We start from the raw sequence: 21,663 nt of genomic DNA, 5'->3' as shown, positions 1-21,663 counted from the left end.
CACAGTGAAATAATATGAAGAAGTACATGATGTTTTTTCATGCTTGATTTTTATACAATAAATTGCGCCAACTACCTTACTACCTTATGGTTTGTACTTGCAAAAGTAATTTATTTGGGTAGTAACAACCATTTACTTTTGCTAGGCGTGCATGTTTATGCATAGGAAACAAACAAATGTAAAGGGATAGTTTAATGACATTTCAAGAACGAATAATATTATGTGTATGTGCAATCACAGCGACATTACATATAAACCAAGCATCAGCGGCACCTCATATTTCAGAGCACGTAACCGATGATACTCAAAATGCTATTAAAAACAGCTTTATCAATGATAAAGCTGTTTTAGGCAACTCGACTCAATGGACAACATTGGTCAATTGCAGTAATGACTCTGAAGCTTTAATCAAAGCAATAGAATACAGTCGATGGGCAACGCAACTGCGCCGGTTTACTATTACGGGGGCATGTTCCGGACCAATTGTTATACAAAAACGCAATATTGAGATTAGTAACGATGATCAGCAAAGTGGTTCTATTGTGTTAAATTCCAATGTTGGTGCGTTAGAAGCAGTAAAAGTATCAAACAGTACGGTTGTGTTACGTGATGTTGGAATAAGTGTTGAGGCAGGTACGCGAGCGTTAACGGTAACTGCAAATAGCATTGCAACTTTAAGTAATTTAACGACCGATGCAAAATCTTTAACGAATGACCTGCTGTACCCATTTGTTATTACAGATAATAGTACGGCCTATATTGGTGAAACAACCAATATAGGCTTTGAAGTGTCAGGCAGTGCAGTCGCGCAGTTTAATGCTGGAAATGAAAAAAATACGCTTAATATATTAGATACATCAATGGCACGTTCAAATGCTCAAAATCAATTTTTGACGGTGCAAGTCTCTGGTAATGGTTATTTCTTAGCAGACAATAACACACACATTGATTCATTGATGATATGGAGTAAAGCGGCGGTTGATGTTAATCGTGAAAGCTCCGTTGGCCAGTTGCAAATGGGTGGTCAAACATTGTTTGCAGCATATCGTAATTCATCAATTACAGGGCCTTATTTTTTATATGGAAATGTGGTGTTTGAACTTGAACATTCAACTGCGAGTAATTGGGTGAGTGTAAATAAACCTCAATCTATTTTGACGGGCAATAATGCGACCGTAAATGGCACACTGTACCCATCTTGGTCATGGCGTGGGCAAGACGGCAGTGAACTTTAGCCGTTATTACTTATTAGGTGAGTACCGCCAGCAAAGCGCCCTTAGACCAATAGTAATTTAGATAATCGGCTTTAAATTGGTGTTTTGATTTTAAAACACCAATTGTATTAAGTGTGGATTGTGTGGTTGTAAATCAACCGCTCTGTTCACATTACAAAAGCGGCTCTATCACATCAAATAAAGCATTAATATGATCATCTCTATCATTCAAAGCTGGAATATAACGATACTTTTCTCCGCCAGCGTGTTCAAAAATCTCACGATTTTCTTCTTCCAGTTCCTCAAGTGTTTCTAAGCAGTCAGCGCTAAAAGCGGGGCTAACAATGGCAATATCTTTAATACCTTGCTCTGGGTAACTTTCCAGTGTTGCATCAGTGTACGGTTTTAACCATTCAGCTTTACCGAATCGACTTTGGAATGTGGTTTCTACAAGTGACTTATCGAGTCCAAGTTTCTCAACCACCAATCTTGTAGTTTGTTGACACAAACAGTGATATGGGTCGCCATTATCTAAAAATTGTTTAGGCATTCCATGATATGAAAAAACCAGCTTTTGTGGCGTGCCGTAGGTTTGTAAATCTTCAGCAATGGAGTTTGCCAAAGATTCTATATATAAATCGTTCTTGTGATAGCCATTAACAAAATGAAGTTCTGGCACCCAACGCCATTTTTTTAATACGTTAGCAACAGCATCAAATGTTGAACCTGTGGTTGGGCTCGAATATTGAGGGTAAAGAGGCAAAATGATGATTCTAGTTAGGCCTTTATCTCTGAGTGCTTCAAGCCCAGCTTCAATTGAAGGGTTACCATAACGCATTGCCAGAACAACTTCGGTATGACTAAAACCTTGCTGCTTAATAAGTGCTGCTAGCTTGTTTGTTTGCTGTTGTGAGATATGGATCAAAGGTGAGCCATGCTCTGTCCAAACACTTTGATAAGCTTTGGCGGACTTTTTTGGTCTTACACGCAATATTATACCATGCAAAATCATTAACCAAATAAGCCTTGGGATCTCAACAATTCTCGGGTCAGATAAAAACTCAGCAAGGTAGACTCGCAGGGCTTTTGGTGTTGGGGCGTCTGGACTACCTAAATTGGTAACTAAAACCCCAGTTTTTTGATTAAATCGCCCATCATGAGGGTTATCAGTAATTGCTGAAAAACGTGACACACACGGCTCCTTTGAACATTGGGTATTATCTAAAGCGATGTGGCAGCATATAAGAATGCGCCACCTGAATTAATTTTACAAGATAATCAGTACGTTCGTAACTGTTAACTCGATCTATAATTGATACCAGCTAAAGTAAAATAATGCAAAGTCGCTAGATTAAGTACCTTTATCGGATATGCAAGCACATAAATATGATAATTTTTATACATTGGTCTGATTTTTTTTCGTTTTTGGCTAAATCTATTTGCATAGATTGCAGCGGCACAGTACCTTTGGCGCCACTGCGCAGCGTCATGCGTTACATGCTTAAATTAAATGTATAGAGAGGGTGTATGCGACTCAATCAACCTATAACACAGCAGCAAAAACATTTTGCATCTGATGTGAAACTGGTTTCAGTAACTGATCTACAAGGAAAAATTGTTGATTGTAATGAGCATTTTATTGCTATAAGCGGCTTCACGCGTGAAGAGTTAATTGGCCAAAATCATAACATTGTCCGTCACCCCGATATGCCCCCAGAGGCATTTGCTACTATGTGGAAGCAGTTAAAAGCAGGCAAGCCTTGGATGGGTGTAGTTAAGAATCGTTGTAAAAATGGCGATTTTTATTGGGTTGACGCCTACGTAACGCCAGTAACCGAAAAAGGCAAAGTGGTGGGATATGAGTCGGTTCGTCGCTGCCCTGATAAAGACACAGTCGCACGAGCGCAAACACTGTATAGTAATTTATTGAATAAAAAAAATAGCAACTTTAAATGGCCAAAACTGCGCGTGCTTTGGCCTATGTCAATGTTGGTAGTTGGGATCTTGTTATGGGCGTTTAGTTTTGAAAGTATTGCATTTTTCTGGGTGCTTATTAATAGCGTAAGCATTAGTAGTTATAACCTTTGGAGAGACAGTGAGCAGCTTAAACGCTTAGAGCAGAGCCTTGAGCATAGTTTTTGTGATGAGGTTGCTACGCAAATTTATTCTACCTGGGGTGGCAAAATGGCCAGCATTCAAGTGCGAATGCGTAGTGAACAAGCACATTTAGATACGGTGATCACGCGGATAGAACATTCAGCCAAAGAAGTAACATCAGGCTCTCTTCAGGCACTTGAAAAAGCAGGTGAGAGTTATAAGTTACTGCAAAATCAGCAGTTAGAAACTGAGCAAGTAGCGACTGCAATGAATGAGATGAGTACTACTATTAATGATGTCTCTGGCAGTGTACAAATTAGTGCGGAGCATGCACAAAGTGCTTTATCTATGGCTGATGAGAGTGAACGTATAACGCAGTTGACCAAGCAAGCGATTGAAGCTTTGGGTCAGACAGTTTTACAAATCAGAGACTCGGTTCTTGGCGTTTCCAAACAAACAACGCGTATTGCTGATGCTGCCCAAATTATTGAGCAAATCGCAGATCAAACTAATTTATTGGCATTGAATGCTGCGATTGAAGCAGCCAGAGCGGGAGAGCAGGGCCGCGGCTTTGCTGTGGTTGCAGATGAGGTTCGTCACCTCGCACAACGCACACAAGAATCAACCAAAGAAATTCACACCATTATTAATGAACTCAGTGATAGCACTCAAAATGCGGTTAGTATTGCTCAACAAGGGGAGGAGGAGTCGGTATCGGGTATTGATCAATTAGCTCAAAGTACCGATATGTTAATGCAAATACAACAAGCGGTGCGTCAAATTCATGATATGTCGACACAAATAGCCACTTCAGTTGAAGAGCAGGCGGCTGTGTCGGATGACATTAATCAACAGGTTGTGAATATTGCGAGCCTTGCAAATGATAGTTTACACAGTGCTGATACAGTGAAGCAAGTCAGCGCTGAATTAACGGATGTGGCAAGTGATATGTATGAACTTGTCGTACGTTTTAGGCGCTAACAACTAACGTATAGTATATTATTTACCTTGCTTCTTCCTTCAAGGTCGCGATCACTTAGCCGCGAAGCTCATGATTTGCGACCTGATAATACCGCTATACGGTTTGATACAAGTGCCAGCTAACCCGCTGAGGTTTGATATTTTTCAGCTAAGAAAAGGTAGCGGATTGTTGACTTCGTTGATTACCATTTTACTGAGTATAATTGACGGGTCATAAAGCGCTTAATGTGACGTCGACTCACTACTTAAGCCGTGACTTATCATCAATCTAAATGGTGTCGGCTTGTGTTGTTCAAGCTGCTTGATTTTAGCAATTGATGTGACTGTAAAAATATGCCCTTTGGGCAGTAGCATAATGCCTTGATGGTTGTGGACAGCAAGACCAAGTGTCATACCCGGTTCTAGCTGCTCGCTGCTGACAATTTGCATGGAGCCTGCGTGGTCGTTGTGTTGTTTATGGAGCACTTTAGCACTAGCTTCTAATGCATTGACCACCTTTGGGTTGTAGAGATGCTCACTGAATGCTTTGATATGTGACAAAGCATCTGATTGTTTGTCTGCGTCATTTTTATGGTTTTGGGCAAAATATTGCCAATAATCCCTAGCAACAGCGAGTATTTGAGCACATAGTGGGATCTCCTTATCTTTTAAGCCTTTGGGAATACCTTCACCATTGTACTTTTCAAATTGATGATAAATTGCCTCTGTTACATCATTTAGGTGCTGAGCTGGCATAAGCATTAACTGAGCGGTGGCAGGATGGGTATAAAACAGTTTTTTTGTTGGTCTGACAACTGGTTAGTGGGTACTTTATACAGTTCTGGGTCCATTGCAAGTAGACCAACCTGTGCTAAAAAGCCTGCCATGCCAGCCGTTTGAATAGCCTTTGTGGGTTGTTTTAATTGCTTTGCCATTAGCCGACAAGTTTTGGCAATGTTACTTGCTAACTGCCCATCTAAATATGGATTTGCGTTAATAAAGTTATATAAGAGTTCAACAGTAGCCTTATGCTCATTCTGCTCATGCTTATGGGCTATCTCAAGTTGTTTTAATACCTGTCGAATTTGCTTGGTACGTTTGCTAACCAATTGTTCAAGTGATTGATTAAGCTCATGAAGCTGCTTATTTTGCTCTAATATGTGTGCATGCAGGTGAGTGTTGTGCTTAGCAAGTCTATATTTTTCGGCTGCTTGCACTATTACTTGGACGAGGTGTTCATTTTCCCATGGTTTATTTAAATAAGCATGGATCTTAGCCTGATTAATTGCGCCAATAGTGGCTTCTATATCCGCATAGCCAGTTAACAAAATGCGTTGCGTGTTGGGGGCTAGTTCTTTTACTTTACTTAAAAACGCGAGGCCATCCATTTTTGGCATGCGCATATCACTGATGGCAACTTCAAATTCGTGATTTTGTAAAGCTTCAATTGCCTGTGTCGCACAGCTGCAAGTTACCACCTCTATTTTGTGGTGATTTAATAGGCGAGATAGTGCGCGTAATACACTGGCTTCATCGTCAACACAGAGTACTTTTGCTGGTATTTGTTCTTGCGTTTCAAGTGTTGGTATATCTTTCATAAAAACAGTGAATTACAAATTTATGTATGTAAATAAATTTAGACTAAGCTGACTATATATACAACTGAAGTAATGGAGGTTTAGTACATGAGTGTGCAAGCGATATACTTTTTATTAGTGGATGATGATGAGTTGTTACTTAAGGCACTATCCCGCTCGCTCAACCGTTTATACGAAAACATTATTATTGTGTGTTTACAGCACCCCGAAGACCTAGAAAACTGTATATCAGAGCAAGGTGAGCCAGATATTATCTTGTGTGAGGAGCAATTGATTAGTCAATCAGGACATGATGTTTTATCTCGTGCTAAAGCATTATGCCCTTGTGCAATACGCTGCTTATTTAGCGCTAATGCGCAGAAGGAATATCAATGGCTGGTAGATAACACGATTCACTTTCATTTGATTAAGCCATTTACACACGCACATTTAAAGCAAATTATAGAAAATACGCTACTACTGAAAGCGTTACCTTTAGATAAGATAACGCGTGTTAAGCTCGGACAAATCTCAGGCTTGCCGTGTTTAACCGCCAGTATTTCTGAGCTACTTGAGGCACTCGAAGAGCATACGCCTAATATGAATAAGTTGGTGGAAATGCTAAATCATGATCCTATGTTAGTAAGTAAGTTATTACAAATTGCTAATTCTGCGTTTATGGGGTACCAAAGTATAACTAGCGATGTTAAAGACGCGGTTGTTCGGATTGGTTTTGTTGCACTTAAAGCGTTAATTACCTGCTACGAAACTTCACATTTGTTTATCAATAAATTACAGCAGTCAAAAATTGAAACGGTGATCGAAAGCGCATTGCAAAAAGCATTAATGGCAAAATCGCTTAGCCACTATTTAAAGCAAGACAGCGTATTGCAACAAAACTTATTTGCTTGTTGTCTACTCAGTGCGGTTGGGGTTTTAACAAAAGAGTGTGTGTTAGAAGGCTCTAGGAACATTAACTCGGTGTCTTGTTATGCTTTAAGTGCTTACTTATTAACGCTTTGGGGTTTTGAAAGCGAACTGGTTAGGGCTCAATTGGTGAATGACGTACCTGAACAGCCTGAATTATCTTTAACTTTGTTGCATGCGATAGTGGAGCAACTAACCTTAAATAAGATATTTGATTTAACGCCAGATTTGCAAGCTCATTTGCTCGCTTTAGGGCAGCTTGAAGTGATAACAGTTTGGTATGATAGTTTATAGGAAGGTAAAGGATGAAAGGTATTGTATATAGAGGACTAGAAGAGCTGGTCATTGAAAACCATGGTATGGCAGCTTGGGAAGCTTTATTAGATAAGCATGCGCCAAAAAATAGAGTGTATATTAGTGCTCAAAGTTACCCCGATGAGGAACTTTTCGCTATGGCCAACGAGGTTGCGAGTATTTTAAACAAGCCGTTAGTGGATGTACTGCGTGTATTTGGTGAGTATTTGTTTGGTTATCTCATCAAAAAACACAGTCGTATTTTAGAGCAGTTTGACGGATTTCAATCACTTATATTGGGTATAGATTCAGTTATACATGCTGAAGTTGCAAAATTGTATAACGAACCTAACCTGCCTCAAATTAGCTGCGAGCAAATTGATGATAAGCATATTTTGCTCAATTACAGCTCGGTAAGAAAGTTGTGCTTTTGCGCTGAAGGGTTGATTTATGGTGCCGGTGCTCACTATGGTATGAAAACGCAAATCGATCATCAGCAATGTATGCATGACGGATATGAACAGTGCCGCATGTTGCTTACCTATGAAGGACAATAAATGACTAAGCGATCTGAGGACTATTACCGAGCGTATCTGCGAGAAAAACAGGCTCGGGATGAGTTAGAGCATTTATTGGAGGAAAAAACGCGCGCGCTTTATGAATCTAATCAAGCACTAGAAGAGAAAATACTGCAGCTGCAAAATCAGCAAGCAGTGCTAATGCAAGCTGAGAAAATGGCGACGTTAGGTACTTTATCAGCTGGTGTAGCACATGAAATTAATAACCCACTTGCATATGCGATGAGTAATTTAGAAAGCTTAAACTATGTAAAACCCGTTTTGGGTGGTTTATTGTCTGTTAGCAAGGACTTCATTGCGAAAGAGATAAGCAACGATGATTTTATAACAGAGCTAAAGAGGTTGAACCAGCAACAGTCGTTTGGTTTTTTAATCACTGATATGGATGAGTTGCTCGATGACGCACAAGATGGTTTGCGCAGAATAGGAGCCATTGTTAAAAACCTACTGAGCTTCGCACGTCCTAAAAATAATTTATTAGCAATGGCGGATCTTTCTAAGTCGCTAGAAAGTGGGCTAAAGCTATTGAATAATCAATTAAAAAACACCCACCTAATCTGCCATGTTCAGCCTATACCTTTGAGCTATTGTAATTTAGCTACATTGAACCAAGTAATTGTTAATCTATTACTTAATGCAAAGCAGGCTTGTGATGGTAGAGAACAAAAAGCGGAAATTGTTGTAAAACTGTTTAGTGAGCGTTCATTTATTTATTTGAGTGTTGAAGATAATGGTTGTGGGATGAGTGAAGAGACAATTAAACGTATTTTTGACCCTTTCTTTACCACAAAACCAGTTGGTCAAGGCACAGGAATGGGCATGTCAATTGTGTACTCCATTATTCAGGAGCACCAAGGCAGAGTGCTCATTGATAGTACTGTTGGAGTAGGGAGTAAGGTTGTTTGCGAATTACCTATATTAGCAGAGACAGATGAGTAGTCGGTATTTGCATGAGGGCCATTTTCTAATGTTGTTTATAATTGGCTCAAGTGAACAATGAAATAGCTCACGTGGTATTGACCTTCATCACCTATTCTTTAAAGGTTGTTTTTAGCATTTTAATTATTTGTATTGAATAAGTAGTCTTAAGAATGGTCAGTAGTGGTATTTATCACCTTCACATTGTAATTAAACTCGCTTATTTAGACTATATTACCTCAATTATCACTTCACTCAGTTTTAATCTCAAATACTTAGCTTGTCTTATACCTATATATATACAATATTTTTGTTATTAAGAACAAAAGTGAATATTAACACCCTCTCCACATGACGTTAACGTAAACGTAAGGTTGAAAATTACTATAATTGTTTATAGCAAAAAAAAATGGCTTATATTTTTTTTGCATATGCAAACGCAGCTTATTTTGGATTAGTTTATTTATTGCGTATCGATAAAAATAATTTTAAATATGACAGAAAAATGTCACAACCAACTGTTTTTAAGCATTATTTTTTTCTTTGTTCACTGTTTGTATTTATAATGAAGTGAATGCATTTCATGTTATTACTGAAAATAACGGGATGGATTAGTACTAGTCGTATAAATAAATTTATACGACATTATTACTAATTTTTTAGCTTTTCCTTATCGCTCAAGGTTGAAAAGTGAACAATGCGTGATTGACGCCCTTTTTTTATGTGTTAGCTTTAATATTAATTTGTTAAACAAAAGTTACATGTAAAGGTTGGAGATAATCATGAGTTCACAAAATATACTCAAGTCGGCGTTAAAATTGAGCGCCTTGTCTTTGGGTTTAATGGGGGCACAATCGTATGCTTACGATTGTACTGGTGTTCCGCAATGGAGTGCAGGAACGGTATCCACTGCAGGCAAGGTTGTTCAGCAAAATAACGCAGCTTATGAAGCTAAATGGTGGAACCAGTCAGAACCAGAAGCAAACTCTGGACCATGGCAAGCTTGGTTGAGCTTGGGTGATTGTGACAGCGTTGTCATTAATAAAAAACCAAAAATCAATCAATTAAGCCCAGTAGACGGTTCTGAATTTAACATTAATGACAGCGTTGCCATCACTGTTAATGCGACAGATGATGATGGTAGTGTGGCACAGGTTGACTTTTACGTTAATGGTTCCCTTATTTTGACGGACACGTCAGGAACAAATGATAATTTTGAGGCATCTTGGAGTGCTGTAGAAGGCACTCATACTCTCTCTGTTAAAGCAACCGATAATGAAGGCGCAGTTTCAAGTATGCTGAGTCATCAAATTATTGTTAAAACGGATACCCCCGTTAACAAAGCACCTGTTGCAGTGCTTGATATTGTTAATATGCCACCAGAGTTGGTTATTGGGTCCAGTGTCAAATTTGCATTGTCTGGTACCGATGAAGATGGCTCAGTCAACAAGCTGAGTTTTGCGATTAATGGCACTGAAGTAGCTGCAACAAATGGTTCTGCTACTGAACATACTTGGCAAGCAACCGAGCTTGGTCAAGTTACATTTACGTTGACTGTTACAGATAACGAAGGTGCAACGGGGCAGATCAGCAAATCGGTAAATGTGGTTGACCCTACAGCAGATGCAGATGCATGTCGCCCTGAAGGTTTGTATCAAACACCGGGTGTTAATACACCATATTGTACAATCTACGACCAAAATGGTCGTGAGATTATGGGACCTGACCATCCTCGCCGTGTAATCGGCTACTTCACAAGCTGGCGCAATGGTGCAAATGGCCAGCCAAGTTACTTGGTAAATGATATTCCTTGGGACAAAATTACGCATATTAATTATGCATTTGCTCATGTAGATGCCAACAATAAAGTGTCAATAGGCGACCCAACTGCCGCAGGTAATCCTGCAACCAATATGGAATGGCCAGGGGTTGCGGGCGCTGAAATGGACCCGTCATTACCATACAAAGGCCACTTTAACTTACTTAATAAATATAAAAAGCAACACCCTGATGTTAAAACGCTTATCTCAGTCGGTGGTTGGGCTGAAACTGGTGGCTACTTTGGTCCTGATGGAAGTCGGGTTAACAGCGGTGGTTTTTATACTATGACGACCAATGCTGACGGTTCAGTGAACCATGCTGGTATTAATGCTTTTGCTAAAAGCGCTGTTGAGTTTATTAAAAAATATGGTTTTGACGGCGTAGATGTTGACTACGAATACCCATCTTCTATGGATGACTCAGGCCATCCGGATGACTTCCCAATTTCAAATGCACGTCGCGGCGGTTTGAATGCGTCTTATCAAATACTGATGGAGCGTTTGCGTGAGGAGTTGGATAAAGAAGGTGAAAAAGATGGCAAGCATTATATGCTAACTATTGCCTCGCCATCATCAGGCTACTTACTCCGTGGTATGGAGACGTTCCAAGCAGTCAAATATTTAGATTACGTAAACATCATGTCTTATGACTTGCATGGCGCTTGGAATTCACATGTAGGCCACAATGCTTCATTGTTTGATACTGGGGAAGACTCAGAGCTTAAACAGTGGAATGTATACGGAACTAAAGAGTTTGAAGGAATTGGTTACCTCAATACAGACTGGGCAGTACGTTACTTTAGAGGTTCAGTATCTGCCGGTAGAATCAATATTGGTATTCCTTACTACACGCGTGGTTTCCAAAATGTACAGGGCGGTACAAATGGTTTATGGGGGCAAGCTGCTTTTGCTGACCAAGCGAACTGTCCTCCAGGTACAGGTAAAGGTGATCAAAACAAGTGTGGTAATGGTGCCGTTGGTATCGACAACCTGTGGCATGATAAAAACGACGTCGGCTTAGAAGTACCAGCAGGTTCTAATCCACTTTGGCATGCTAAAAACCTACAACAAGGTATCATGCCTAGTTATGCCGAGATTTATGGTTTAGACCCCGCAAACGACCCTGCTGATCAACTATCTGGTACTTATACTCGTCATTATGACTCTGTAGCTGTCGCCCCTTGGCTTTGGAACGACCAGAAAAAAGTGTTTATTTCTATCGAAGATGAAGAGTCAATGGCAACCAAGGTTGATTACGTTATCAACAATGGACTCGGCGGCATTATGTTCTGGGAGCTTGCGGGCGACTTTGACTATGATGCGGCGAAAGGCGAGTATTTTATGGGCTCTAGCATGACATCGCTTGCTTACGATAAATTTAATCAAAGTGGCGCTTTGTATGATGTAAACCAAGGTAATGCGAACTTCCAGTTACCTGAAAAGTCAGTAGATGTCAGCTTTACAGCCAAGGACTTTCCATTGGGAGATGCTAACTACCCAATTAGTCCAACATTTTCGTTTAAAAACAACTCAGGAATTGATTTAACGGGAGCAAAGATATCGTTTGATGTACCGGTATCTACCTCTGCAATCTTTAAGTCTAACTGGAACGCGACCGAAAAATTGAAAATGGCGGTTGATGCAAACGGCTCTAATGCTGCGGGTAATAACATTGGCGGATTTGAAAATGAATTCCACCGCTTCTCAATTACCCTTGTGAATGAATGGGGCAGTGTTCCTAAGTCATTTGCACCGGGTGAAACGGTTAACGCACAAGTAATGTACTACATGCCAATTTCTGGACCCATCAACTTTGTTGCTGAAAAAGACGGTAAGAAGTATGCGTTTAAGTTTGAGTACCCTAAATTGCCAGAGGCAACACCTGGAGATGGTGGTGGTGACCCTGTGACTACTTGTAAAGGTAAACCAATTCAAGACATTGTTGTATATCCAACATTACCTCAAGGCACACATGCCGCTGGGGGGGATTTAGTTCGCCAAAATCAAGCTATTTATCAAGCGAAGTGGTGGACAAATAAAGCACCTGAAGGCAGCAGTGATTACCAGAAGGTATGTACCTTATAACTGGTTTGGGCAGCTCCGGCTGCCCAATTAAGGAGGAATAGCAATGAACAAAATGTTAGTTAAAACCCCTTTGCTCGCAGCAACCATCAGTACCATATTATTGAGTACGTTGAGTTATAAAGTGAATGCTCATGGTTTTATGGATTTTCCTAAAGCGCGCCAATCTTTTTGCGAAGCGCAAGGTGGATACTGGTGGCCAGAAGATGGTTCAAATATTCCAAATTTGGCATGTCGAGCAGCCTTTTTAGAGTCGGGTTACGTACAGTTTATTCAAGAGCATGAATTTTCGGTCAACACTGCCAATTACAATGATCAAGCGGCTGTTGAAGCAAGTGTACCTGATGGAACTTTATGTGCTGGTGGCGATAATGCAAAACGAGGCGCAAACTTACCGTCTGCACATTGGCAAAGCACGGAAGTAACCCCTAATGCCAATAATGAGTTAGCCGTGCGTTTTAGAGCCACAACACCCCATAACCCTAGCTTTTGGAAATTTTATATCACTAAACCTGAGTTTAATCGCGCAACCGATGTTTTACGTTGGCAGGACTTAGAGCTCGTCACAGAGCTGGGTAATGTTGATTTTGTTAAAGACCCCGATGGTAAGCGTTTTTATGAAATGAAGGTGTCGATACCTCAGGATCGTGTGGGTGATGCGATTTTATACACCCGTTGGCAGCGTATTGATGTTGTGGGAGAGGGGTTCTATAACTGTAGTGATATTTCTATTGTTCGTGACACCGGGCCAATTAATTGGACAAGTGCGGGCTTTTATATTAATCAGGGACAACAGGCAAACGTTGGCGATACTGTGTGGGCGCGTGTATTTGACGGAACGGGGAAAGAACAGGTCAGTACATCATTAAAAGTTACCGATTTTAATGTGGGTAACTGGGCTGAGCAATTAGCACAAATGTTGAATCTAGATCATGCCAGCGTTATGCAAGTGGGCATTAAGCAAGGCAATGGAAAAATCGAATTTGACCCGCAGAACTTACTGTCAAATGAGGTGTTTGTGAGTAATGAAAATTACACGTATAACCTCACGGTTCAAGCCGCACCAGATAATACGCCACCTAAAGTAAACCCTACAGAACCGCTGTTTATAGATGAACTTTCGACTACAACACTCCATGTTCATGCTTTTGATGATGAACAGCAAGACTTGAGTTATCAATGGCAGTTACCAAATGAATTATCATGGACAGGTACAGGCTCTACAATTGAAATAACAGCCCCTGAAGTGTCTGCAGATAGTGAATACAGTATCACAGTCACGGTATCTGATGGTCAGCTAAGTACATCTTCACAAATATCAGTGACTGTAAAGGATGTTGATCAATCTCAGTACCCTGCTTGGAGTCAAAGTAGCACTTATGTAGGCGGAGACAAGGTTTCTCATAACAATAAAAACTACCAAGCAAAGTGGTGGACTCTAGGTGAAGAGCCAGGTACTGCCAGTGTTTGGTTAGAGCTATAAGTAACACGTATCACCACAGCGTAATACGTTGAATAAAGATTTATTTTGATACAACAATCATCCTCCATAATTGGTTGGATACAACATGTAAATAAGGTTGAGAAAGTTATGAAAATTAAACAGTTAACGGTCGCTACGGCTTTAGCCATGATGTCAGGTTCAGTACTTGCTGCACCTTCAACACCCAGCTTAGACTGGAAGCCACAATTGTATTCTTTTGTTGAGGTAAACCTAGATGGTCAAGGGTCATATAAAGATTTAGTGAAAGCAAAAGAGCAAGTTGATATTAGCATCAAGTGGAATGCTTGGAGCGGTGCTGGTGGTGATGGCTATAAAGTTTATTTTGATGATATGTTAGTTAATGAAGGCACATTAGCGGCTGGCACAAAAAGTGGCGTTATTGAATTTCCATATAATAGCTCAGGTCGTCATACTTTGTATCTTGAGCTATGTGAAGGTCAAACTTGTGCACGTAGTGCCGGTAAGCAAATCGTTATTGCTGATACTGACGGTGGTCACTTAGAACCACTGCCAATGAATGTTGATCCAAATAACAAAAACTTTGGTACTAACCCAAGCTATGTGACTGGTGCATACTTTGTAGAGTGGGGTATTTATGGTCGTAACTTTGATGTAACACAAATCCCTGCGCAAAACTTATCTCATTTATTATATGGCTTTATTCCAATTTGTGGCCCAAATGAGTCATTGAAAGAAATAGAAAATGGCAATAGCTGGCGTGCACTGCAAAAGGCGTGTGCGGGTTCATCTGATTATGAAGTTGTGATTCACGACCCATGGGCTGCTGTGCAAAAAGCGCTACCAGGTGTTGACTCTAAAGACCCAATTCGTGGTACATATGCGCAGTTAATGGCGCTGAAGCAACGTTACCCAGATCTTAAAATTTTACCATCAGTAGGTGGTTGGACGTTATCTGACCCATTCCATGGTTTTACCAACAAGGCTAACCGCGATACGTTTGTCGCATCAATGAAAAAATTCCTAAAAACATGGAAGTTCTATGATGGTGTTGATATTGACTGGGAATTTCCAGGTGGCGGTGGTCCAAATGGTGACTTAGGTGACCCAGTAAATGATGGCCCAGCCTATGTTGCGCTTATGCAAGAACTTCGCGCTATGCTTGATGATTTAGAAGCTGAAACAGGCCGTCAATATGAGCTCAGCTCAGCTATTGGTACTGGCTACGATAAAATTGAAGATGTTGATTACCAAGCCGCTTCACAGTACATGGATTATATCTTTGCCATGACTTATGACTTTTACGGTGGTTGGAATAACGTAACAGGTCACCAAACTGCGCTTTACTGTGGCTCTCACATCAGCACAGATGAATGTAATGGTACTGGTGTTGACGATAACGGCGAACCGCGTAAAGGTCCTGCATATAGCACGCACAACGCAATCCAGTTACTACTTGCACAAGGTGTTGACTCTAAAAAATTGGTTGTGGGCGCAGCTATGTATGGTCGTGGTTGGGAAGGCGTTATGGAACAAAATGCGACTATTCCAGGTAATCCAATGACTGCACCAGGTAATGGTAAGTTTAAAGGTTCTACATCACAAGGTGTGTGGGAGCCGGGTATTATGGATTATAAAGGCATAGTAGCTAATTTATTAGGTCCAAATGGCACGGGTATTAATGGTTTTGAAGTAGGGTATGATGCGCAAGCAGAGGCGGCTTATGTTTGGAATCGTAGCAACGGTAAGTTGTTGACTTATGATAATCCTCGCTCTGTTGAGGCCAAAGGTGCGTATGTTAAAATGAACGACTTAGGTGGTTTATTTGCTTGGGAGATTGATGCTGATAATGGTGATATCTTAAATGCAATCCATGAAGGGTTAGCGGGTACAGTACCACCAAATAGAGCACCAGTGGTATCAGTAGATGGACAAGTGTCGATTGCTAACGGTGGCACAGCAGTTGTTACTGCGAGCGCAACGGATGCAGACCGAGACCCATTAACTTACAGCTGGACTGCTGATGCAGCATTAAGTTTAGCAAATGCAAATAGTGCGAGTGTGAGTGTAACAGCACCTACTGTGACAACTGATACAAATTACACGCTAACAGTGACAGTGTCAGATGGTACTGTTTCAGTATCAAAAGATGTAACAGTGACTGTAAGTGCAACATCAAACAATGCACCTGTACTTGACCCAGTTGCAAATGTGACAGTAGAAGAAATGGCGAGTATTAACATCAACGCAGTGGCAACAGATGCAGATAATGACACGCTTACGTATACGTGGAATGTACCTGCAGGGCTTACTTTATCTGGCTCTGGTGCGAGTGTAAGTTTAAGTGCTGGTGAAGTATCGCAAGATACGACTTACACCGTTTCTGTGTCGGTGTCAGATGGTACTGCAAGTGTCTCTGAGTCATTCCAAGTAACGGTGACTGATACAACCGGTTCTGTTGATACATGGGAGCGAAATAAAGTGTATGTTGGTGGTGATACTGTTGTGTATGGTGGTAAAGATTATCGTGCTAAGTGGTGGACTCGCGGTGAAGAGCCAGGCAAAGCCCTTGTATGGCTAGCCCTTTAACTCTTAGCTGTAGACTTTAAATAAAATTGACTCAAGGACGAGCACAGCAATATACAAAAGTGAGCGTCAATCGATGTTATCGGTTGACGCTTTTTTATAAGCGCAAATATTTGCGAGTCATAAGCGCAAAAGCATATAATTACCGTGCTGAGATTTTACTAACGTAAGTCACTAACCTAGGGCACAGCGCATATGCCATCTTTAAAATATCGAATTGTTTTTACTGTTTTATTATCATTTTTTTTGTCTATCTTGATGACCTTATGGGTGACCTACATTAACCTAGGCTGGAGTGAACACTTTTTAGCTGATTGGGCAAAGGCTTTTTTATGGGCGTGGCCAGCCGCGGCAGTTATTTCATTTTTTAGTGCGCCAATTGCTCAAAAGTTAACAACTAAATTACTACCCTAATCATACTTCCGTACCTGTATTTTAATTGAAGTGATTGCTTAACCTACCGAATAACTTATGTAGAATAACGTCATACTGGAATTTTTGCCCTGTTATTAAGTTATTCATCTATCGCAATTGGTATAACTCAAATCATTTATTATCCAATGATGATTTTTCTTTCAATATTAAGGCGCTTTTATGCAGCAATAGCTGGCTATTACAAGACCAAGCAACGCAGATAGAGGGCAGAGCTTTATTGGGCAAACTCGCCTATCCAAGGCTGAGGTTACTTATAGTGGTAATATTTCTGTATTCTTCCATACTCAACTGAGCGTACTTTATTTTGGTTGATGTATTAATTTGTATTATAGATTTTATCTGCTTTTGCTATTGCTTGTTACTTTTCAATGTATTAGTTGCGAACGCACTTACAAAGTAGGTGTTGGTACTGCTTGGCCGCCCTATGTGATGTATGATAATGAGCGCTTTTACGGTATGGATATAGATGCAACGCAAGCAATTTTTAATAAAGCGGGATTGTGTATCAGCTTTATTAGGCTCCCCTCATCAGCTAGAGGCATCACTGAGTTAGAAAGGGGGTTTATTGATATTCTTCCTTCAGCCAGTTATAGCGAGCAACGAGCCGCGATAGCTTATTTTAGTACACAATATAGACGCGAAAAAATGCGGCTTTTCACGCTTAGTACGATGGATGAGGTCGATGATTTATCTGAACTATTTATTCAAGGCTATCTGTTTACTGCAAATCCTGGGGCGTACTATGGTGAGGAGCTAGCAAATATATTGCGAATTGAGCGTTTTAAAGACAACTACTTTGAAGTAGCAAGCTTGTCGCAGCGCATGGAATTAGTTCGCCGTGGTAGGGTAGACTTTTTGATTGAAGATGAGGCCAGTGGTATTTATTACAAGCAGCAATTAGGGTATGAAACTCTTCGCTTGCACCCTTATATTATTCACGATAACGGTGTTCATTTTATGCTCAGTAAAGGTGCGTTTAGCGTAGAGCAAATTGCTAAAATAAATAAAGCAATAGGTGCAATGTCTGAGCAATTAAAGGTCATAGAACATAAATACCTTACTCAGAGAACTGAGCAATTAACCCAGTCGCCTCACTTCTAGTTCAATAGCACCTCGGTTTAAACCATAATCGCAGTTTATATCGTTCGCGAACGGAGTAAACTCTCCATGCTGGTTAATTTTAATATCGCCACCTCCATTGAGTGAAAATGCTAACCTATCATCTGCATTAATGCACCCAACCAGCGAAAACCATGGACGGCAGGGCAAGCGTTTATAGGGTTCCATCATTTCTATTGGCAGCTGTTTTACGCCCACCTTTCGGTTATCACGGTGCCAGCCGCTAGCACTCACTTTAACGTCTTTATCAAACCACACTTGAGGGTCAACCGGGTTTATACGGTAGGTTGCGCCTTTTTCAAGCCAAAGGCCGGTATGGTTGTATGCTTCACACGCAAATACTTTTAGGTTCATTTGCTCGCCTACTTGTAAAATATTCAGCTGCTGAGTCGGCAATTCAATATGTGGATTTATACCTATGCACTCAAGCATCTCGCCATTGGCATACTCTAACCTATGGGTAAGACCTTTTAATGATTCAGGACGATAACTACTGTGGTTATAAACACGCTTTGCCACACTATGGTGAATAATGGGGGTCATGTTACTAATTTGGTTATCTTGCATTACAACACACAGTCGATGCGTTGCTTTAAAGTTAATGTTGCCCCAAAAATAGTCATGTTGGTGGCTTGGAGCGAGGGCGTCAGGTTTGATGGCTAAATCATCTGCATCTATCAGTAAGTTGCCATCATGGGGTAATAAGCTGGCGTAGTTAATTTGCTCACGGGTTAGTATATCGATATTGATAGGTTGTATGAGTAACCATTCAAGTGTGTAGCGTAGACAAATGTCGGATAATCCACTGCGATAAAAGCCACCGCCTATGTCAGAGTGGCTGCCTGCAAACCACACTTCATGCACATTGGGTGCATGGTTAAGTAAGGTTGCTTCAAAAACTCGACGTTTATCATCAAGACTAACACAGTGAAGTGCAGCGGTTACATTTTCAGCCACATCATGATTGGCAAATATAACATGCTCTGTTCCGCAAGTCGCTTTGGTTATTTTACTAAAGCCAATTGAAGCTATCGTATCGAATACACATAAAAACACGTTGTTGCTGATATGTTTTTCTAAGCATTTTGCAAAGCGCCTAGCCAATGCTGCACCACGGCTAAAACCAATCAGTAGTATTTGGTCGCCTTGTTGGTAATTATTTTCAAAATCGCTCATCGCTTGTGACAAAATACTGGCCACATCACTATTTTGAGGGGCAAGGACTTGGTTTAGTATTTTTTTAACGGCACTGCCTTGGTTGCCTATTCCGCTATAGTAAAAACAGGTTTGATGTGCAAATTGGCTTTGTGCCTGTGGGTGTATACGACCACCGAGTAATAGATGTAGTTTAAGAACATTGCTTATCTCACAATCTTCTTTAAACTGCTCGGCACTATATTGCTGTGCATCTCGAGGTTCGCTACCGGTGCCGTCAAAACTAAAAACCAATAGTGAAGGACCAGATGAATTAGACATAGCTTTCTCCTCTTATACACAGTGATGACATTGCCAATAAGCATGAAATTGGCGTATTAATGTTAATGCTAAACACAAAATATGATACTTTTAAGTCAAGTAATTACACCAATTGAGGCCACACTATGGAGCATGGACAGCCGTTGCTAGAAAGCTTATCGCAACATTTTGGTTTTGCCAGTTTTAGACCGGGACAATCGCAAACTATTTCACAATTGTTAGCCGGGCACGCTTCATTGGCTATTTTCCCAACAGGGTCAGGAAAATCTTTATGCTATCAGTTGAGTGCTTTACACCTGCCACATTTAACTTTAGTGGTGTCTCCATTGTTGGCGTTGATGCAAGATCAAGTGCTCTTTTTACAAAGTAAAAACATTGGTGCAGCGACACTCGACTCAAGCCAGTCAACTCAGCAAAGCCAAGCGGTGATGCAAGGAGTCAGAAGTGGTGAAATTAAAATACTGATGGTGTCGGTAGAGCGCTTCAAAAATGAACGTTTTCGTGAGTTTATTAAACAAATCAATGTGTCGATGATGGTGGTGGATGAAGCACACTGTATTTCAGAGTGGGGCCATAATTTTAGGCCTGATTATTTAAAACTGCCGGATTATCGTAAAGAGCTTAATATTCCACTGGTATTATTATTAACTGCAACAGCGACAAAAAAAGTAAAACTTGATATGGCAAAGCGCTTTGATATTTTGCCACAACATATAGTACAAACAGGGTTTTATCGGCCCAACCTAGATTTATCGATAATGAGTGTGAGCGAGCATGATAAATTGCCTCAATTACTGCAGCTTGTACGCGCTCAACGTGGTGCGGGTATTGTGTATGTCACTTTACAACAACAAGCTGAGCAAGTAGCAAAACAACTAAAAGCATCTGGCATAAATGCGTCTGCATATCATGCGGGTTTAAAAGATGATTTACGTACCACAGTACAACAGCAGTTTATGGCCAATCAAATTCAAGTCGTGGTTGCCACCATTGCCTTTGGAATGGGGGTTGATAAAGCAGATATTCGTTTTGTGATACATCATGACTTACCCAAATCGATAGAAAACTACAGTCAAGAAATCGGCCGTGCTGGACGAGATGGCGAACTAGCTAAATGTACTGTTTTGGCAAACTTAGACGGTGTTGCCACCGTTGAAAACTTTGTTTACGGTGACACGCCTGAGCGCAGCGGTATAGAGTATGTTGTTGCGCAAGGTTTGCAAGAACAAGTCAATGGCAAGTGGGAGATACAAGAACTACCACTATCTAAAGCGAGCAACATCCGTATTCTGGCTTTAAAAACGCTGTTAGTGCAATTAGAAATATTAGGTGCCATTAGCGCAAAGTATGCGTATTACGCCGATTTTAGATTTAAATTTGTGATGATTGAATCGAAGTTACTGAGTCAGTTTGATTCGACAAGGCAGGCATTTTTAAAACAAATTTTTGCACATACTCAGTTTAAAAAAGTATGGGGTACGGTAGATATGCAGTCTCTTGTGCAATCTGGTGCTGATAGGCAAAGAGCCGTTGCCGCCCTTGATTATTTACACCAGCAAGGTTTGATTGAGCTTGAAAGTAAGCGCATGGTGCAGGTTTATGGGGTAAATCAGCAGGTATTGTCACAGCCTGAATTAGTCGACAACTTGTACCACTACTTTAAAGACAAAGAACAGGCAGAATTAAAGCGCATCTCTTCGATGCTGCGCTTTTTTGAGCTTTCTAAGTGTTTGAGTGCAAACTTAGCCTATTACTTTGACGATTCTCAGGTACCAAGCTCATGTGGACATTGCAGTGTGTGTAGAGGGCAAGTCGCAAAATTAACGCAAAGTAACGTTCGGCAGATGCCAGATGATGATGCATTACGCGCTTATGTTTTTGCTATGCAAAAACATTTACGACAAGGTGATATAACGATAAGCAAAGACACGGTTATTCGATTTTTAGCTGGTGTTACTACGCCGTTTATAAGTCAATACAAGTTAAAACAACTACCAGGTTTTGCTTGCTGTGAAGGCCTTCGTTTTATGCAAATAGCCGATAAAGTGAATCAATTAGCTTTGGGTGTATAAAAAAACCATAGCCTGTGTCCTAGTTGTCATTGATAATACATTTGAT

General features: G+C 40.6%; 13 protein-coding genes and 1 pseudogene. 11 read left to right on the top strand and 3 right to left on the bottom strand.

The window, feature by feature from the left end; translation table 11 throughout:
* Positions 1-194 precede the first annotated feature (194 nt).
* Positions 195-1,235, top strand: a complete 1,041-nt coding sequence (locus tag SANK73390_RS21685; protein WP_462768381.1) for a hypothetical protein — start codon at positions 195-197, stop codon at positions 1,233-1,235.
* A gap of 151 nt (positions 1,236-1,386) precedes the next feature.
* Here the strand turns inward: SANK73390_RS21685 and hemH are convergent, their stop codons facing one another.
* Complete coding sequence (gene hemH / locus SANK73390_RS21680; protein ID WP_462768380.1) at positions 1,387-2,406, bottom strand: ferrochelatase; 1,020 nt, start codon at positions 2,404-2,406, stop codon at positions 1,387-1,389.
* A 335-nt stretch (positions 2,407-2,741) separates the two neighbouring features.
* Between hemH and SANK73390_RS21675 the strand changes: the two genes are divergently transcribed.
* Positions 2,742-4,292, top strand: a complete 1,551-nt coding sequence (locus SANK73390_RS21675) for a methyl-accepting chemotaxis protein (RefSeq protein ID WP_462768379.1) — start codon at positions 2,742-2,744, stop codon at positions 4,290-4,292.
* Between the two features lie 222 nt (positions 4,293-4,514).
* On the opposite strand, the pseudogene nosR reads toward SANK73390_RS21675, so the two are convergent.
* Positions 4,515-5,869, bottom strand: a pseudogene (gene nosR / locus SANK73390_RS21670) (response regulator c-di-GMP phosphodiesterase, NosR family).
* 87 nt (positions 5,870-5,956) lie between these two features.
* Between nosR and SANK73390_RS21665 the strand changes: the two are divergent.
* From SANK73390_RS21665 to SANK73390_RS21630, 8 genes are all read left to right on the top strand, one after another.
* Positions 5,957-7,069, top strand: coding sequence for an HDOD domain-containing protein (locus tag SANK73390_RS21665; RefSeq protein ID WP_462768378.1), 1,113 nt, complete (start codon positions 5,957-5,959; stop codon positions 7,067-7,069).
* A gap of 11 nt (positions 7,070-7,080) precedes the next feature.
* Positions 7,081-7,626 carry a heme NO-binding domain-containing protein gene (locus tag SANK73390_RS21660; RefSeq protein ID WP_462768377.1) on the top strand — a complete coding sequence of 182 codons (546 nt, stop codon included), beginning with the start codon at positions 7,081-7,083 and terminating at the stop codon, positions 7,624-7,626.
* A complete protein-coding gene (locus SANK73390_RS21655) occupies positions 7,627-8,586 on the top strand; it encodes a sensor histidine kinase (RefSeq protein WP_462768376.1) in 960 nt (319 codons plus the stop codon). It abuts the gene before it with no gap.
* A 761-nt stretch (positions 8,587-9,347) separates the two neighbouring features.
* Positions 9,348-12,470, top strand: a complete 3,123-nt coding sequence (locus tag SANK73390_RS21650; RefSeq protein WP_462768375.1) for a glycosyl hydrolase family 18 protein — start codon at positions 9,348-9,350, stop codon at positions 12,468-12,470.
* Between the two features lie 43 nt (positions 12,471-12,513).
* Positions 12,514-13,950 carry a lytic polysaccharide monooxygenase gene (locus tag SANK73390_RS21645; protein ID WP_462768374.1) on the top strand — a complete coding sequence of 479 codons (1,437 nt, stop codon included), beginning with the start codon at positions 12,514-12,516 and terminating at the stop codon, positions 13,948-13,950.
* 108 nt (positions 13,951-14,058) lie between these two features.
* Positions 14,059-16,518, top strand: a complete 2,460-nt coding sequence (locus SANK73390_RS21640; protein ID WP_462768373.1) for a glycosyl hydrolase family 18 protein — start codon at positions 14,059-14,061, stop codon at positions 16,516-16,518.
* A gap of 192 nt (positions 16,519-16,710) precedes the next feature.
* Positions 16,711-16,929 (top strand): DUF2798 domain-containing protein, encoded by a 219-nt coding sequence (locus tag SANK73390_RS21635; protein ID WP_261591214.1) that lies wholly within the window; start codon positions 16,711-16,713, stop codon positions 16,927-16,929.
* Between the two features lie 342 nt (positions 16,930-17,271).
* Positions 17,272-18,051 carry a substrate-binding periplasmic protein gene (locus SANK73390_RS21630; RefSeq protein WP_462768372.1) on the top strand — a complete coding sequence of 260 codons (780 nt, stop codon included), beginning with the start codon at positions 17,272-17,274 and terminating at the stop codon, positions 18,049-18,051.
* Here the strand turns inward: SANK73390_RS21630 and SANK73390_RS21625 are convergent.
* Positions 18,028-19,545 (bottom strand): phospholipase effector Tle1 domain-containing protein, encoded by a 1,518-nt coding sequence (locus tag SANK73390_RS21625; protein WP_462768371.1) that lies wholly within the window; start codon positions 19,543-19,545, stop codon positions 18,028-18,030. The two genes, SANK73390_RS21630 and SANK73390_RS21625, sit on opposite strands and share 24 nt — an antisense overlap.
* 125 nt (positions 19,546-19,670) lie before the next feature.
* Between SANK73390_RS21625 and SANK73390_RS21620 the strand changes: the two genes are divergently transcribed.
* Entirely contained in the window at positions 19,671-21,617 is a 1,947-nt protein-coding gene (locus SANK73390_RS21620) for a RecQ family ATP-dependent DNA helicase (RefSeq protein ID WP_462768370.1), read from the top strand.
* The last annotated feature ends 46 nt before the right edge of the window (positions 21,618-21,663 follow it).

The sequence above is a fragment of the Pseudoalteromonas sp. SANK 73390 genome, assembly GCF_054966645.1.
The sequence above is the reverse complement of the archived record's forward strand: the minus strand, read 5'-3'. Positions and strand labels throughout refer to the sequence as shown.

Coding starts and splice junctions, on each gene's coding strand:
- SANK73390_RS21665 (WP_462768378.1), top strand. CDS start 5,957: ATGAGTGTGCAAGCGATATACTTTTTATTAGTGGATGATGATGAGTTG.
- SANK73390_RS21645 (WP_462768374.1), top strand. CDS start 12,514: ATGAACAAAATGTTAGTTAAAACCCCTTTGCTCGCAGCAACCATCAGT.
- SANK73390_RS21625 (WP_462768371.1), bottom strand. CDS start 19,545: ATGTCTAATTCATCTGGTCCTTCACTATTGGTTTTTAGTTTTGACGGC.
- SANK73390_RS21650 (WP_462768375.1), top strand. CDS start 9,348: ATGAGTTCACAAAATATACTCAAGTCGGCGTTAAAATTGAGCGCCTTG.
- SANK73390_RS21655 (WP_462768376.1), top strand. CDS start 7,627: ATGACTAAGCGATCTGAGGACTATTACCGAGCGTATCTGCGAGAAAAA.
- SANK73390_RS21675 (WP_462768379.1), top strand. CDS start 2,742: ATGCGACTCAATCAACCTATAACACAGCAGCAAAAACATTTTGCATCT.
- SANK73390_RS21640 (WP_462768373.1), top strand. CDS start 14,059: ATGAAAATTAAACAGTTAACGGTCGCTACGGCTTTAGCCATGATGTCA.
- SANK73390_RS21660 (WP_462768377.1), top strand. CDS start 7,081: ATGAAAGGTATTGTATATAGAGGACTAGAAGAGCTGGTCATTGAAAAC.
- SANK73390_RS21685 (WP_462768381.1), top strand. CDS start 195: ATGACATTTCAAGAACGAATAATATTATGTGTATGTGCAATCACAGCG.
- SANK73390_RS21635 (WP_261591214.1), top strand. CDS start 16,711: ATGCCATCTTTAAAATATCGAATTGTTTTTACTGTTTTATTATCATTT.
- SANK73390_RS21620 (WP_462768370.1), top strand. CDS start 19,671: ATGGAGCATGGACAGCCGTTGCTAGAAAGCTTATCGCAACATTTTGGT.